This is a genomic window from Streptomyces marokkonensis, assembly GCF_008312835.1.
Classification (GTDB): Bacteria; Actinomycetota; Actinomycetes; order Streptomycetales; family Streptomycetaceae; genus Streptomyces; species Streptomyces marokkonensis_A.
Map to the genome: position 1 here is coordinate 293,035 of NZ_VSKS01000007.1, position 14,118 is coordinate 307,152.

At 70.2% G+C, this 14,118-nt stretch carries 13 protein-coding genes; 7 read left to right on the top strand and 6 right to left on the bottom strand.

All coding sequences use genetic code 11. The annotated features are described in order from the left end of the window. Positions 1 to 77 precede the first annotated feature (77 nt). Together F1615_RS15280 and F1615_RS15285 are read right to left on the bottom strand one after the other, a co-directional pair. Positions 78 to 743 carry a maleylpyruvate isomerase family mycothiol-dependent enzyme gene (locus tag F1615_RS15280; RefSeq protein WP_149549508.1) on the bottom strand — a complete coding sequence of 222 codons (666 nt, stop codon included), beginning with the start codon at positions 741 to 743 and terminating at the stop codon, positions 78 to 80. A 289-nt stretch (positions 744 to 1,032) separates the two neighbouring features. Continuing rightward, entirely contained in the window at positions 1,033 to 1,641 is a 609-nt protein-coding gene (locus F1615_RS15285; protein ID WP_149549509.1) for a CGNR zinc finger domain-containing protein, read from the bottom strand. 89 nt (positions 1,642 to 1,730) lie between these two features. Between F1615_RS15285 and F1615_RS15290 the strand changes: the two genes are divergently transcribed. Next, positions 1,731 to 2,519, top strand: a complete 789-nt coding sequence (locus F1615_RS15290; RefSeq protein WP_149549510.1) for an MBL fold metallo-hydrolase — start codon at positions 1,731 to 1,733, stop codon at positions 2,517 to 2,519. A gap of 320 nt (positions 2,520 to 2,839) precedes the next feature. Here F1615_RS15290 and F1615_RS15295 read toward each other — a convergent pair whose 3' ends face one another. Then, on the bottom strand, positions 2,840 to 3,409 hold the full coding sequence (locus F1615_RS15295) for a dienelactone hydrolase family protein (protein ID WP_149549511.1): 570 nt from the start codon (positions 3,407 to 3,409) through the stop codon (positions 2,840 to 2,842). A 56-nt stretch (positions 3,410 to 3,465) separates the two neighbouring features. Between F1615_RS15295 and F1615_RS15300 the strand changes: the two genes are divergently transcribed. From F1615_RS15300 to F1615_RS15320, 5 genes are all read left to right on the top strand, one after another. Continuing rightward, positions 3,466 to 4,056 carry an ArsR/SmtB family transcription factor gene (locus F1615_RS15300; RefSeq protein ID WP_149549512.1) on the top strand — a complete coding sequence of 197 codons (591 nt, stop codon included), beginning with the start codon at positions 3,466 to 3,468 and terminating at the stop codon, positions 4,054 to 4,056. A 231-nt stretch (positions 4,057 to 4,287) separates the two neighbouring features. Then, positions 4,288 to 5,457, top strand: coding sequence for an alpha/beta hydrolase family protein (locus F1615_RS15305; protein WP_149549513.1), 1,170 nt, complete (start codon positions 4,288 to 4,290; stop codon positions 5,455 to 5,457). Between the two features lie 376 nt (positions 5,458 to 5,833). Next, positions 5,834 to 7,186 (top strand): DUF5685 family protein, encoded by a 1,353-nt coding sequence (locus tag F1615_RS15310; protein WP_149549514.1) that lies wholly within the window; start codon positions 5,834 to 5,836, stop codon positions 7,184 to 7,186. Positions 7,187 to 7,288: 102 nt separating this feature from the next. Continuing rightward, positions 7,289 to 7,945 carry a hypothetical protein gene (locus F1615_RS15315; RefSeq protein ID WP_149549515.1) on the top strand — a complete coding sequence of 219 codons (657 nt, stop codon included), beginning with the start codon at positions 7,289 to 7,291 and terminating at the stop codon, positions 7,943 to 7,945. Between the two features lie 335 nt (positions 7,946 to 8,280). After that, a complete protein-coding gene (locus F1615_RS15320; protein ID WP_149549516.1) occupies positions 8,281 to 9,003 on the top strand; it encodes a dienelactone hydrolase family protein in 723 nt (240 codons plus the stop codon). A 503-nt stretch (positions 9,004 to 9,506) separates the two neighbouring features. Here the strand turns inward: F1615_RS15320 and F1615_RS15330 are convergent. The 3 genes from F1615_RS15330 to F1615_RS15340 all read right to left on the bottom strand — a co-directional run bounded on the left by F1615_RS15330 (position 9,507) and on the right by F1615_RS15340 (position 12,713). Next, a complete protein-coding gene (locus F1615_RS15330) occupies positions 9,507 to 10,118 on the bottom strand; it encodes a hypothetical protein (RefSeq protein ID WP_149549517.1) in 612 nt (203 codons plus the stop codon). Between the two features lie 658 nt (positions 10,119 to 10,776). Continuing rightward, complete coding sequence (locus tag F1615_RS15335) at positions 10,777 to 11,421, bottom strand: CBS domain-containing protein (protein ID WP_149549518.1); 645 nt, start codon at positions 11,419 to 11,421, stop codon at positions 10,777 to 10,779. A gap of 596 nt (positions 11,422 to 12,017) precedes the next feature. Continuing rightward, positions 12,018 to 12,713: a glycerophosphodiester phosphodiesterase gene (locus F1615_RS15340; protein ID WP_167533760.1), complete on the bottom strand. Its 696-nt coding sequence runs from the start codon at positions 12,711 to 12,713 to the stop codon at positions 12,018 to 12,020. A 1,064-nt stretch (positions 12,714 to 13,777) separates the two neighbouring features. On the opposite strand from F1615_RS15340, the gene F1615_RS15350 reads away from it, so the two are divergent. Continuing rightward, entirely contained in the window at positions 13,778 to 14,047 is a 270-nt protein-coding gene (locus F1615_RS15350) for a hypothetical protein (RefSeq protein ID WP_149549519.1), read from the top strand. Positions 14,048 to 14,118: the final 71 nt, after the last annotated feature.

The following is a 14,118-nucleotide window of genomic DNA, read 5'->3' on the forward strand; positions in this document are numbered from 1 at the left end:
AGGCAACGCACCGGGACCGATCTCGTCGGCGGTTGGCGGTGACGGCCGGCCTCTCGACGGAGCGGCCGGCCGTCGTGTCATGCTGTCCCGCAGCGGCTGCGGAGGAGTTCCACACCGTCGCCTTCGAGATCGTCGCAGTACGACGCGCGCCCAGTCATAGACATGACCAGGGACAAGGTGCGGCCGGACACGAGCGGTCCGGAACCGGTCCTGAACGGGCCGTCGTTCGCGACGAGTGCCAGGCCGCCGATGCGTCCCTTGGCCACGACCACGAGGTCTGAGCCCTGGTAGTAGCCGGCCGTCCTGGTGACGACATCGATCGGATACTCGCGGCGGATGCCCAGCGGGCGCCGGATGTCTTCTGCGTGCACGATCGTCTCGCCCAGCATGGCGATGGCGGGCAGCGGAGGCTTGGTCGTGCTCGGGACGATGCGCCGGAAACGTTCAAGGGTCTCACCCGGGGTCGCGCCGAGCTGCTCGGCCAGCCGCATGGCCACCTGCTTGTCGAAGTCGAACCGGCAGCGGATCACGCCCGCCATCCAGCTCACGGCGTTGAGGCTCGCGCCCGCCGTCAGATGCGCCAGCACCTCACGCACCGACAAACCGGCGCAGAGCGACGGCGTGGACCACTGCTGGTCGGTCAGCTCCGCGAGATCGGCGGCGAGCGCCGCTCGCTCGGTGCGGATCAAGGGCCAGACACCGGTCTGGCGATCGCGGTCTGCCGTACGTGCCGGATCAGTCATGTGCGCTGGACTCCAGTCAAGGATCGTGATCTGCGGGGCCCCGTCCCGGACAGGGTTCGTCCGGCAGGAGCGTTCCCGAAGGAGACTCCTGCTCCGACGCAAAGTCATCGCCAGTGCACAGTCCTTTCCGGCGCCGGAGCCGGCGGCACCTGCCGCGGCGCGTGCCGGCGGGGGAGGTCGTGCACTCCGGCTGAGTCGCCTCGTAGGCGAAGCTGCTCGGCGCGCGAACCGGGTGCGCCTCACATCGATGTGGCTGCCGGACTCGGTGACGATCCGCCGGACCGGCGGGTCACGTAGCGCTGCTGATGCGTCGTGCGTAGGCGCGGGCGGCGCGGGCGCGGTCGCCGCAGCGAGTGGAGCACCAGTGGCGTCGGCCGTGGGTGCGAAGGAGGAAGCGGTCGCAGGGTGCGGATCCGCAGGCGGCGAGAAGGCCGGCGTCGGGGCCGGTGAGCAGGTCGGCGGCGTCGGCGGCGAGGGTCGCGAGTGCGTGGTTGACGGCCTGGTCGGTGGGGTGTGCCTGGACGCGGCGTAGCCCCTGGGCCCCGTCCCAGGCGAGCAGAGGTGCGGTGGGCACCGCGGTCAGTGCCTCGTTGACGGCGCGCAGGGATTCCTCGGGCGGGGTGGTGCCGTTGACGCGGGCGGCGAAGAGAGCCCGTACGTGGCCGCGCATCGTGCGCATCCGCTGCGCGCACACCTCGTACAGCCGCACGTCCGGGGTGGTCAGGCCGTGGGCCCTGAGCCAGCGCATGGCGGAGCCGGGGGTGGAGAGCAGGTCGTAGCCCTGGCCGGCGGGCAGGGTCACGGCGGTGTCGGCGAAGTCCAAGGAGGTGTGCCGGTCGGCCCCCGGGGCCGGGGGGAGGGCGGCCTCTGCGGCGTCGGCAGCCACGGTCTCTTCCATGACCTCATGGTATCGCTTGTGTTTTTCCGTGACGCTCGCCTACGCTCCCTCACGGAAAACATGGAATTCATCCGTGAGAGAAGAGGGGCATGTCCCAGCACAGCAGCGAGCAGATCAAGGTCCGCACCTTCGGTGGTCCGACCGCTCTCATCGAATACGGCGGCTTGCGCTTCCTGACCGATCCGACCTTCGACGGGCCCGGCGACTATCCCTCGGCCGGCCCGACCCTGACCAAGACCGCACCCTCCGCCGCCACCCCCGCCGACCTCGGCTCCCTCGACGTGGTCCTGCTCTCGCACGACGAGCACGCCGACAACCTCGACACCTCCGGCCGCGCCCTGCTCGCCGATGTCCCGCTCACCCTCACCACCCCCGGCGGTGCGCGGCGCCTGGGGGACAAGGCCAGGGGGCTGGCCGACTGGGAGCCGGTCGTGCTGGACCGGCCCGGCGGTGGCACGGTCACCGTCACCGGCGTTCCCGCCGTCCACGGTCCCGGCCCGCGTGAGAAAGTGGAGCCGTTCACCGGTCAGGTCGTCGGCTTCGTCCTCACCGGCCAGGATCTGCCCACCGTGTACGTCAGCGGCGACAACGCTTCGCTCGACGCGGTCAGGGAGACAGCCGAGCGTTTCGCCCCGGTGGACACCGCTGTCCTCTTCGCCGGAGCCCCCCGGTTCCCGGTCCTCTTCGACGGCGCGCCGCTCGTCCTGGACAGCGTCCAGGCCGCCGAGGCCGCCGGAATCCTCGGTGCCCGCCGCGTCGTCCCCGTCCACCACGACAGCTGGGCACACTTCACCGAGGGGCGCGACGAACTGGAGGCCGCCTTCACCGCCGCCGGCCTGGCCGACCGCCTGGACCGCGACTGGATGCGGCACGCCTGAGCGACCTGGCACCAGGCGAATCGGCCTCTGGGAACCGGTACTGGACCGGCAGGCCACCGGACTCGGAGGCCAGGGCCGGAGCCATGCGGGGGTACAGGTGCGGTTGGCCCAGCTCACCTGCACCCCACGTGCCGGTAGGCGGAGGCGTCGGCGCGCACGTACGGTGAGGTGCATCTCGCGCTACTGCGGCCGTCCCATCGGCAGCGCGCACGGGGAACCGGGCAAGGGCCATGCGCTTCGGCAAGAGGGTGTACGTCTTGGGCGGCACTGTGGCCGTCGCGGTCCGTCGCCCCCCGCTTGGCGCATGGCCCGTCGGACGCCTAGCGGGAGCCGAGGAACTCGATCGCCCGCTGGGTCAGCAGCTTGGCGGCGTCCGGGTCGTAGGACGGCAGTGAATTGTCCGCGAACAGGTGCTGGTCTCCGGGATACAGGAACAACTCCCCGTCAGCGGAGGCGGAGACGAGCGCTCGGGCGGCGTCGGCGTCCTCGGTGAAGAAGGGATCGTCTTCCTTCGCATGCACCTGCACCGGCACCCGGTCGGGCCACGCCGCACCGAACTCCGACACCGGGATACAGGCGTGGAACAGGAGCGCTCCCCGCGCACCCGTGCGCGTCTGCGCCAGCTTCTGGGCGGGCAGCACACCGAGCGAGAAGCCGACGTAGACGCTGTCCTGGGGCAGCGGTTCGGCCGCGCGGACGCCGCGCTCGGTGATCTCGCCGAACCCGACCCGCTCCACGTAAGCCTGACCCTCGTCGAGGGAGCCGAAGGTACGCCCGTCGAACAGGTCCGGTGTGTGAACGGTGTGGCCGGCCGCGCGGAGTTCGTCGGCGAAAGCGGCGACTCCGGGGGTCAGCCCCTGCGAGTGATGGAACAGTACGACCTCTGTCACGCCCCAGCCCCTTGCTTGAGGTAGCGAATGATCCGGAACTTCAGAATAATCGAAGAGTGTCGAACAATACCCGCTTCCCCGACTACGACCTCGCCGACGTCACGGATGTGACAGCCCCGGCTCAGCTCCGCGCGCTGGCCAGCCCCCTGCGCGACGCCATCCTCGAGCTGCTCCTCGAACGCGCCGCGACGGTGAGCGAACTGGCCTCCGCACTCGGCCGCCCCAAGAGCACGGTCGCGCACCACGTGAGCGTCCTGGTGGACGCCCAGTTGCTGAGGGTCGTGCGGACTCGCCGGGTGCGGGCCATCGACGAGCGCTACTACGGCCGCACCGCGCGCATCTTCCGCGTCGGTACGGTCGGCCCGGCCGACAGCCTCGCCCCGCCGTACTGCACGAACGATCTCGCCACCGCCGCCGCCGAGTCGGCCCCCGCGCACCAGGAAGACCAACTCTTCTCGATCGTGCGGCACGTGCGAATCCCCCGGGAACACGCTCGCGAGTTCTGGGCGCGGGTCCTGGAACTCGCCAACGACTACGCACAACTGCCGCGCGGAGGCGATGTGGTGTACGGCTTCGCGGCCGGGCTCTACCCGACCGACTATCCGGCGCTGCCGGAGACTGAGCCTGCCGCGAAGGACGCGGACTGACCCGCAGCCCAGGTCATGCCATCCGCAGCCGCGACCGACCTGGAGCCCCGCGCGAGAATGGAACGGCCCTCCCCACGAGCTGCGCTCCGGCCTCCGCTCGGCCCACGCCCCGTAGGGAGGCGGACGTGCCCGTGTCCATCCACGGGCGGACACCGGCATACGCCCAGGGGCCGACACCGTTCCCGCCGTGGTCTGACGCCTCGCACGGGCCCGCTGCCTAACCTCACCGGTATGAATCATCTGCCTCGCGGCGCGGCCGCCGTTTTACTCGGTCTGTCCCTCGCCCTGCTCGGCACGAGCGTGGCCCAAGCCGCGCCGCCGCCCGGGCCCACGACGGCGTCGTCGGTCGCCGAGACCGCCCGCGTACGCCTCGAACTGCCGCCGCCCACAGGGTCGTACGCGGTCGGCCGTGACACCTTGCACCTCGTAGACAGGAACCGCCCCGACCCCTGGGTGCCGGAGGCCGGGGCGCGTGAGCTGATGGTGTCGATGTACTACCCGGCACGGCCCGGTGGCGGCCGGACGGCCCCGTACATGACCGCCGCCGAGGCCCAGGCCTTCATCGACGACCGGGAACTGACCGACGTGGTGTCCGCCAGGACGCTCAGTGGTACCCGCACCAACGCCCGGCCCGCCGCCGCACCCGCACGCGGGACATTCCCGCTTGTCGTGCTGTCGCCCGGGTTCACCGTGAACCGCTCCACCCTGACACTGCTGGCCGAGGAACTGGCCAGCAGGGGATACGTCGTCGCTGCCGTCGACCACGCCTACGAGTCGGTCGGCACGGCCTTCCCCGGTGGGCGCCTCCTGAACTGCGTCGCCTGCGAGAAGATCACCCCCGGTGGGTACGGCGTGGTACCGCAAGGCCGGGCCGGGGACGTGTCCTTCCTCCTCGACCGGCTGCTCGCCGACCGGCACCCCGCCTGGCGGCGCGCTCGCATGATCGATCCCACGAGGATCGGCATGGCCGGCCACTCCATCGGCGGCGCCTCCGCCGCAACGACCATGGCGGGTGACCGACGGGTGCGCGCCGGGACCAACATGGACGGTTCCTTCATGGAGCCGGTCCCCGCGCAGGGCCTGGGCGGGCGGCCCTTCATGATGCTGGGCACCGGTGACGACGACCGCTCCTGGATACGCGACTGGCCGCTCCTCGACGGCTGGAAGCGCTGGATCAACGTCACCGGTGCGGAACACTTCACGTTCACGGACGTTCCCGTCCTCGGTGAGCAGCTCGGCCTCCTGCCGCCGGAGGAGCCGCTGTCGGGCAAGCGGTCGCAGGAAATCACCCGCGCATACGTGTCAGCGTTCTTCGACCTTCACCTGCAGGGCGTGGACCGGAAGCTGCTGGACGGGCCGACTGCCGAGTACCCGGAGGTGGTCTTCCACAGGGAAGGTTGACCACAGAGGGTCGAAGCGGGCTCTTGGGCGCTGGTCCCGGGCGACGGCCGTCAGGCCGTCTCCCGGTGGCCGGACGGCCCGCCCCGCCCGCCCGGCATCGGTCCCCGGCCGGTGTCCTGCGCGGCGCGGGCCTTGGCGAGGTGCACACGAGCACAGGCAAGGGCCGAGCCGGACACATCGCAGACCGCGGACCGCCCTGGGTGACAACATTTCCGCACGTCAGAGCCTCGAACCGCTCACAGCGTCATGGGTATTGCGCTTAGGATGTCGCCGCGCGCAGACGTCACACAGCGGTCGTGCGTCACGCGCGGTCGTGTGTCCATGAGCAGTTCATCGGGCTTTGTCCGAGTAGCTGTGTCTGCGGGGGAGAACTTCGGTGTTCGGAATCATCAGGCCATGCCGTCATCGTCTGGGCGAGGGCATGCGTACCGAGTGGATGGCACATCTGTGTGGACTGTGTCTGGCGCTGCGCGGGGAATACGGGCAGTTCGCACGGGTGGCCACCAACTACGACGGCCTGATCGTCTCCGTGCTGACCGAAGCACAGTCGGAGCGTACCGGCGACTGGCGGCGAGGTGCCGGTCCGTGCCCGCTGCGTGGGATGCGGTCGGCGGACGTGGCGCAGGGTGAAGGAGCGCGACTGGCGGCGACGGTGTCGCTGGTGCTGGCCGCGGCGAAGATCCGTGACCATGTGGCCGACGGCGACGGCCTGTTGGGGCGCCGCCCGGTAACGCTGGCGGCACGTCGGATCGCCCAGGGCTGGGACCGCGCGAGCGCCGCGGGCGGCGAACGGCTCGGCTTCGACACCGCGGTACTGCTTGGCGCTGTCGAACGCCAACTGGAGCTGGAGCGGTTGGCCGGCCCCGGCGGCTCGCTGCTGACGATCACGGAGCCCACGGAGACGGCGACCGCCGCCGCCTTCGCGCACACCGCTGTGCTCGCCGACCGTCCTGGCAACGCCGAACCGCTGGCGGAGGCCGGCCGTCTGTTCGGTCGGCTGGCGCATCTGTTGGACGCGATGGAGGACCTGGACGCGGACGAGGCTTCGGACGCGTGGAACCCGATCGCCGTGACCCGCGCGGATCGCGCCGAGGTGCGCCGGCTGTGCGACGACGCCGTCCGTGGGATCCGACTCGCCCTGGCCGAAGCCGAGTTCGTCGATGGGCAGCTGGTACGTGCGCTTCTGGGCGACGAGTTGCAGCGTGCCGTCGACCGCGTCTTCGACCCCCGGCATCGTCACCACCAGCATCGCCACCGGGCGCAGGGCTCACGCATGCTGCCGTGGCTGGGACGCCGTACGGCGACGGCGGTACCTTCGGAGACCGGCACGGCCTGCGCCACCGGGGCGCTCGCCGGCGCGGCCCCGGAGGGCGCCTCGTCGGCGTCGCGCCGGCCGCCGGAGGGGCAGTGCCGGCGGTGTGGCCAGTGGCGGCCTTTGTGCAACGGCTGCGGGGTGTGCCGCAACTGCTGCATCTGCATCGAGGACGGAGAGCCCTTGCAGTTCGACAGCGGCAACCGCAACGGCGGCTCGGGCCGCGAGGGTTCCGGAGGCGACGGATGGTTCGGCGGCCGGGGCGGCGGCAACTCGGGTGGCGCTTCCGGAGGTTCGGGCGGAGGCGATCGGGTGTCCGCCGGCTCCGGTGGTTCCGGCGGTGGCTCGGGTGACGGCTGCTGTGGTGGCGGTGGCTGCTGCAACCCATGCAAGTGCTGTTGCGACTGCTGCGACTGACCCAGGTCTGCGTGGATGTCGAACAGGACGGTGAGCCGGCTCAGCTTGCTCCCCGTCCTGCCTCACTCCTCATGCCGAGACGAAGAGAACAGGGGATGCCCGATGGACGAGGGGCGCCGGCAAGGCCTGGAGCGGATTCGCGCGAAGCTGGAGCTGATCAGGCAGGTGGAGGCCGAGCACGGCTTCGGGGTGATGATCGAGGAGACAAAGAACCCGGAGCCCGTTGCGGCGCTGCCGCAGGGGATCACCGAAGTCTTCGGCCTCTTCTCGCGGTTGGGCGCCAACTACTTCCGCTTCTTTCAGCCCGACGAGATCCAGGGCCCAGCCGCGTGGGCGGCCCGGGCGATCGTTCCGCACTGCCCGCTGGGCAGTCCTCTGATCATCGGCTGTGAGCGTCACAGCGTCCCGAAGGACCGCGAGTGCGGCTACGGCATATGGCTGGACCCGGACGACGGGGACGTCTATTACTGCGACATCGACGACTACATCCACCTGTACAAGCACCCGGACGAAACGATCGATGTCCTGGTGTTCGCGAACGACGTGGTCACGTTCTTCGACCGCTTCGTCCTCGGTCCGGCCTATCCTCAGCTTGTCGCAGCCATGATCGGACCCGGCATCGTGACGAACCGTGACCGGCGCGGCCGGCATCGGGACAGATGGCTGCGGCTGCTTGTGGAGAGCGGCCTGGCTACGGCCGACGACAGGGAGGCGATCTGGGAGATGCCTGACGTCACCCGGTTGACCTTGAGTGATTGAGCCTGCCGATCATCAAGGCCGGGCGAAAGTGGCCGACTTCGCAGCTGCGAGGCCGACCGACCGCTGGACATGGCTGGTGACCGCCGCCTACGCCCAGCTCCGACTGGCCCGCCCGATGGCCACGGACCTCCAGCGGCCCTGCGGCCGCGGAGCCTCCGGAAAAGCCCGTTGGCGGCCCACGGCGACCGTTGCTAGTCTCCTGGAGGCCGTGCGAGAGAAACGAGGAGGTGGTACCCGTGAACGCAGTATCGACATGGGTGCTCCCCTCCGGGGTCACGGTCGGACGCTAGGTCGTCCGGGAGCGCCGTTCAAGAGCCCTCCCGAAAGGCACGACCGTGCGATTCACTTCCGAACAGCGCCTCGACGACGGCGTCCTCGAGCGCGAATTCACCCTCGGCGAGATCCCCGGCACTCTGTGGACGCCTGGATCCGCGCCGGCTCCGCTGGTCCTGATGGCCCACAACAACGCCCTGCCCAAGGCGGAACCCAGGCTGGTGGCCCGGGCCCGGTACACCGCGGCTCGCGGCTACGCCGTGGCCACCATCGATGCCGTCGGGTGCGGTGACCGTCCCCGTTCCGCCGCCGGCGAGCAAGCCCGTGCCGACCTCCGGCGGGCGATGCAGGCCGGTGAGCCGGTCGACGAAATCCTCGAGTCCTTCATCGGCCCGCTGGTCGAGAACGCGGTCCCGGAATGGCAGGCCACTCTGGACGCCCTCCTTGAGCTGCCCGAGATCGGGGGCCCGGTCGGGTACTCCGGCGGGTGGACCGCCCTCGGTATTCGGCTGGCGGTGGTCGAGCCGCGCATCGCGGCCGCAGGCTTCTTCGCCGGAGGGTACGTGCCCCGTGCCCAGCGCGAGGAGGCCCGGCAGGTCGCCATTCCGCTGCTGTTCTTGCTGCAGTGGGACGACGAGGGGAACCCCCGGCAACGGGCCCTGGACCTGTTCGACGCCTTCGGCAGCGAGGAGAAGACGCTGCACGCCAATCCGGGCGGGCACACCGGCACCCCGTGGTTCGAGCTGGAGGACGGGTGCCGGTTCTTGGACCGGCACCTGAAGTAGGTCCGGGCTGTCCGGCGGGCAGCGGACGGTAGGCGGCTTCGGCCATGATGCCGTCATCGAGGACAGGTGACGGCCCTCCTCGGTGGCGGCGGCAGACAGACGCGCAATCGCCCCGACCGTCCGGCACGGGTGGGGTTCCACATCCGCGTTGAAGCTACTTCACGTGTTCACCTACTTCACGTGACCGTACTGGCGTGATCGCCTAATGGCACCGTCGGCGAAAAGGTGGAGGCGCGCTTGAGCCGCGGTGCGCGTGAGTGCCAGTCCGGCGACGCCGAAGGCCAGGTGCGCGAGGTTGTGCCGACCAGGAGGAACACCACTCCCGCGGTCAAGGCGGCCTGCTCTACGGGTGTGCGGGCAGGACGGGCGGCACGTGCGTGTGTGGACATGACATCTTGAGCGCAACGCCGAACTTGGCGGACGGTCCGCCAGCCCCTCCCCGGGCGCCCTGAGCCGTCGCAGACCTGTCGCGACCGCACCGTGCCCGCATCACGTGCGACGAGCTACAGCCAATGGTTACATCCGCTCCGTCGCGCGGGGTGGTGTGACGGCATCAGGTGGGTCGCGGAGCGCGCCCGCTCCCACATGCCGGGAATCTGCTCGATCGGGCGCTGCTGTTCGCCGTGCAGGGCGTTGAGCACCACCAGGCATCCGGTCAGGGCCGGTACCGCCCACTGCGCGTAGGCCAACTGCCGCCGCGCCTTGTCGAGGTCGATCGGGTTCTTGTCCGCCTTCTCCGCGTCAGCGGGGTCGGAGGAGGAGGCCAGCTCGACCTTCTTGCCGAGGATGCGGGCGTAGGCGGTGGCGGCCAGAGCGGCGGCGGTGACGACGGTCTTGGCCGTAGTGGAGGCGGCCACGCCTTGCTGCGTGGCGACACGGTGCGCGTTCACGGCGAGCAGCCCGCCGCCGCCGAAGAGGTGCGCACCGATCGCGGCGGCGTTGACCGGCGTCCACTTCGTCCAGCCCGCCGAAGAGATCCGGTCTCGGGTCGTCTCCGAGCCGCCTTCGGCCCGGGCCGCACCGTTGAGGCCGATCGCCCCCATCAGCGAGCCTCCGAACCAGGCGGCCAGACCAAGATCGTGCAGGCTGCGAATGGCGGTATTGCGTTCAGACATGCGGAGCTCCTTCGCGGGAGGTTGGAGGACTGGCCGAGGTGGACGGCGATCCCGACCCCACCCTCACCGGACTCCGTATGCCACGCCATCACGGCAGGCCGGATGGGTGAAATGGGCACGGCGGGTCGCCGCGTACCAGGGGGCCGGCCAGGACGATGGCAAGCGCGGCTCCGAGGCAGCCACGGCATGTGCTGCAACGTGGCGAACAACCGGGTGCAGGACGCGAATCCTCCGACATCCAGCAGGGCCACCAGCGAGGGAGGATACCGCCGAGGTACGGCGTCGCAGTCCCGGCAAGCTGGACGCCGACAAGGGCTACAACCATGCCCATCCGCGGCAACGGTCAGGCGGCCGAGGCGCCCGGCACTGAATCACCCGCAAGGGAGTCGAGACCTCGCAGCGGCCGACCGGGCTCCATCGTCCGGGCTCGCTGGTTGCCACCGTCTCCACCGCCGCTACGACCGCGCGGCCGAGCAGGTCCTCGCCTTCACGAGCATCACCTGCACCTTGATCCGATACTGGCGGCTCGCCCGCTGATGTGGGCCTGCAGCAACTTCACCCTCAGGTCGTGGCCGTGGTGACTGGCCGTCCATGGGAGTCTGACCGTCCGGATCTGCGCGCCCCGGGGCAGATCCGAGGGCCGGCAACACAGGAGGTCTCAGCCTTCCTGGGCGGCGGCGAGGTGGGGGTTCACGGTGACCACACCGTCGACGCCCTGGCTGAGGCCGACGACCACGGGGACGAGGCGCGGTTCCGGGACGTGTCCCCGAAGGGTGACGACCCCGTCCCGGACCTCGACCGCGACGGTGCCCTCGTCAAGCCCGAGGATGCGCCCCAGAACGTCCTGCTCGACCTCGCCGCGGATCTCGGCGTCGGAGCGGATGAAGGCGTCGAGCAGGTCGCTGCGGGTGACGATGCCGGTGAGGAGCCCGTCGTCGCCGACCACCGGCAGCTGCTTGACGTGCCGCCTGCGCAGTTCCCGCGCGGCCCGGGGGATCGTCCAGTCGGCGCGCGCGGTGAAGGCGGGGCTGCTCATGAGCGCGCCCGCGGTTCGGGCCCGCGCCTTGCCCCACGAACGCTCGTCGTTCCCGTCCTGACCCTGCGGATCGGGCATGCCGGTCTCGTGCCGCAGCACGTCGGACGCGGACACGACACCGATGGGAGCGCCGTCGTCGTCGACGACCGGGGCTGCGACGATGTCGTTCGCGTCCAGCAGGGCGGCGACCTCCTGCAACGGTGTGCTGGGACGGAAGGTGACGACCTCCTCGGTCATCACGTCACCGACCGTGCGGCGATACAACATGGCATCGGCCTCCTCCGCTGTGCGACGGGGCAGCCGCCGTCGGATCCCGGGCGAACCGCGCGCCGCGCGTCCGCCTCCGAGCCCGTACCGGCTCGTCCACGCCGTCTTCCCCCACCATGACAGCACCGTGCCGCTCCGGCTACCAGTGCCGTTCGGCCTGGCAGGGAGGCCGGCAGTCCCACGGCCAGGAGTGCGGCGGAGTGCAGGGTGGATGCCGGCGACGTGTCGGCGCGTCACCGCTTGGCCCGCAGTGACTGGGTTTTCCTCCGTGCATGTGGGCGGGCTTGTCGTCGGCGCCAGCCAGGCTGACCCGTTCCCGGGCCCCGCCGAGGTGGGCTTGCGCCTCCGTTCGGGTCTTGCGTCGGCGGGCAACGAATACCGCGCCAGCGCCGGTGACTGTGGCGCCACCGCCAACCAGGATGCCTCTCGGCAGGGTGGGACTGGATCCGGTCTCGGCTGACGCACGGCTCGGGGTTCTCCTCGGCCGGGGTGCGGGCCGGCGGCGCTATGACTGCCGCTGTGGCCATGGCGCGGCGAAGCTTCATGAAGACCGGGTGCCGGCTGCGGGCGTGCAGTTCGTTCCCGGACCCCTGACGTCAGGTTGTGGCTTCGACCAGCCGCTTCATGTCAGGCTGGTCGGTCACGCAGCCCACGAGGCCGAGCGTCCGCGCGAGCGCCAGGTCGCTCTCGTCATTGACGGTCCAGGCCATGACGTCGATGCCGGCCGCGACGCACTTCTCCGCGATGGCCCGGTTCAACTGGCGCAAGTCGACGCTGACCAGGGTCGAACCGACCTTCTGAGCGCGGCCGACGAAGTCATCTCGGTGTGCGCTGGCGCCTGCGACCAGCACGGTGCGGGCCTGCGGCAGCAGGCTGTGGATTTCGCTCAAAGCAACGTCGTGAAACGACAGCACCGAGACACGGCCCAGCAGGTCGCGGTCGGTGAGGACCTTGGCGAGCGACCGGGCCGCAGCCACATCCTTGATCTCTGCCTGAATCGGCAGCGTCGGCCCGACGGCGTCCAGCACCTCCCCGAATGTGGGGATGCGCTCGCCGAGGCCGGCGTCGAGCCTTTTGAGCTGCCGCAACTCCTGGTCGGCGATCGGACCCGAGCCGTCCGTCGTGCGGTCCAGGGTCTCGTCGTGCATGACGACCAGCTCGCCGTCCTTGCTCAGATGCAGGTCAAGTTCGATGCCGTCCAACCCTTCGCGTTCGGCCCGCAGGAACGAACGCAGGGTGTTTTCCGGCTCGGCGGCCATGACACCGCGGTGGCCGATGGTGAAGAAAGACACTCGGTTGCCGTCCTTGAGTGGGGTGGTCCGGGGCAGCCGCACGAGTGCCGCGCCCCCGGCGGGCGGCGGGCGCACCGCCATCGCGTCGATCAAGCCTAACGGGCCCGTCTGCCCGCGCGCCCGGCCCGCCTCGAGCCCTGCCGCATGCGGTTCTGGTGACAGCCGCTCACCCTGTACCAACGTGTCTCGATTGACGAGCTCAGCCTGAAGGTCGGTAAGTCGAAGCTGGACATCATCAAGGAGCTGATCAGCTCCCGTGCAGTGCCGTACGTCGGTCTGCAGCAATCCGGGCAGTCCCGACGATGCAAGCCGCAACTGACACACCGCCAGCGAGGGGCATCGTTCCGAAGTCAGCACGAACTGCTGCAGGACGACGAACTGCTCCCACACGACGACGAGCTCCCACACGATGACGAGCTGCTCCCGCAGGACGACGAACTGCCGCTGGAGCAGCTGCCCGAAGAGCCCTCGCCTGCGCCTGCTTCCCACCACGACGTGTGGTGGAAGAGGCTGTCGGCCTCATGTGCCGACGTCGCGCTGTGCGTGCCGGCTCCGGTCGGCCACGCTCCACGGCCAGGACGGCCCGAGCCGCGCTCGGTTGCCTGCCTACCCAGATCGTCCCAGGCACGGCGCCATGCCCGGCGCACGGTCCAGGTGACCACCGTGACGACGGCAAGTACGCCCCCACCCACCAGCAGAAGCGCAGTCAACATGAAGTCCCCCTTTCGCCGGCGTTGCCCACCGACTCCCGGCAGGATGCCCTGCGCTCCGGTGACCTGAAGCGCCTCTTGAGCGAATCCAGAGCTTCGGCACAACCCGCATGCCGTGACGAGATGACCGCGACGACTTCTGTCGCCGAGGCTTGAGACGACGGACAGTTGCCCGCCCCGGCGGCCGCTTCCAGACGAGGACGGGCGAGCGGCACCGGGGCCACCAGTTGCCGCACACCCTCACCGCCGCCACTTTCAACTCCCGCGACGTGCCGCTCGCTTGGCATGTGCGACTGGGGGTAGCCGAAAGGTCCTCAGGCGTGGACAGGGCAAACGAGCGATAGGAGTCGAAGCATGAGCGTTCCTCAGGCGCATGGTGGAGGGGAACTCGGCGACCTCGAACCGGGCACGCGTCAGCGCGCGCAGTTGCGCGCACGCGTCATCGACATTGCCTTGGTGGCACTGTGCGTGGTGCTTGCTCTGTGGACGGTGTGGAGCGTCGTTGGCCTGGTGCGCGGTACGGCGGGATGGGCGTACAGCGTCGTTGCCTGCGTGCTGCTGGCGGCCGCCCTTGTCGCCCGGACGGCGGGAGTCCGACGCAGGAACCTCCGGTCGGACCGTTAGGAGGGCGACGGTGGAACGGATCAGCACCTTCTCCGGCCGCCATGTGTCGGCCAGGTGCTGCTCGCTGTCCT

Bases quoted from the DNA above. Each gene is read 5' to 3' on its own strand.
- F1615_RS15290 (WP_149549510.1), top strand. From the start codon at position 1,731: ATGTCCCAGCACAGCAGCGAGCAGATCAAGGTCCGCACCTTCGGTGGT.
- F1615_RS15285 (WP_149549509.1), bottom strand. From the start codon at position 1,641: ATGGAAGAGACCGTGGCTGCCGACGCCGCAGAGGCCGCCCTCCCCCCG.
- F1615_RS15280 (WP_149549508.1), bottom strand. From the start codon at position 743: ATGACTGATCCGGCACGTACGGCAGACCGCGATCGCCAGACCGGTGTC.
- F1615_RS15335 (WP_149549518.1), bottom strand. From the start codon at position 11,421: ATGTTGTATCGCCGCACGGTCGGTGACGTGATGACCGAGGAGGTCGTC.
- F1615_RS15315 (WP_149549515.1), top strand. From the start codon at position 7,289: ATGGACGAGGGGCGCCGGCAAGGCCTGGAGCGGATTCGCGCGAAGCTG.
- F1615_RS15350 (WP_149549519.1), top strand. From the start codon at position 13,778: ATGAGCGTTCCTCAGGCGCATGGTGGAGGGGAACTCGGCGACCTCGAA.
- F1615_RS15305 (WP_149549513.1), top strand. From the start codon at position 4,288: ATGAATCATCTGCCTCGCGGCGCGGCCGCCGTTTTACTCGGTCTGTCC.
- F1615_RS15330 (WP_149549517.1), bottom strand. From the start codon at position 10,118: ATGTCTGAACGCAATACCGCCATTCGCAGCCTGCACGATCTTGGTCTG.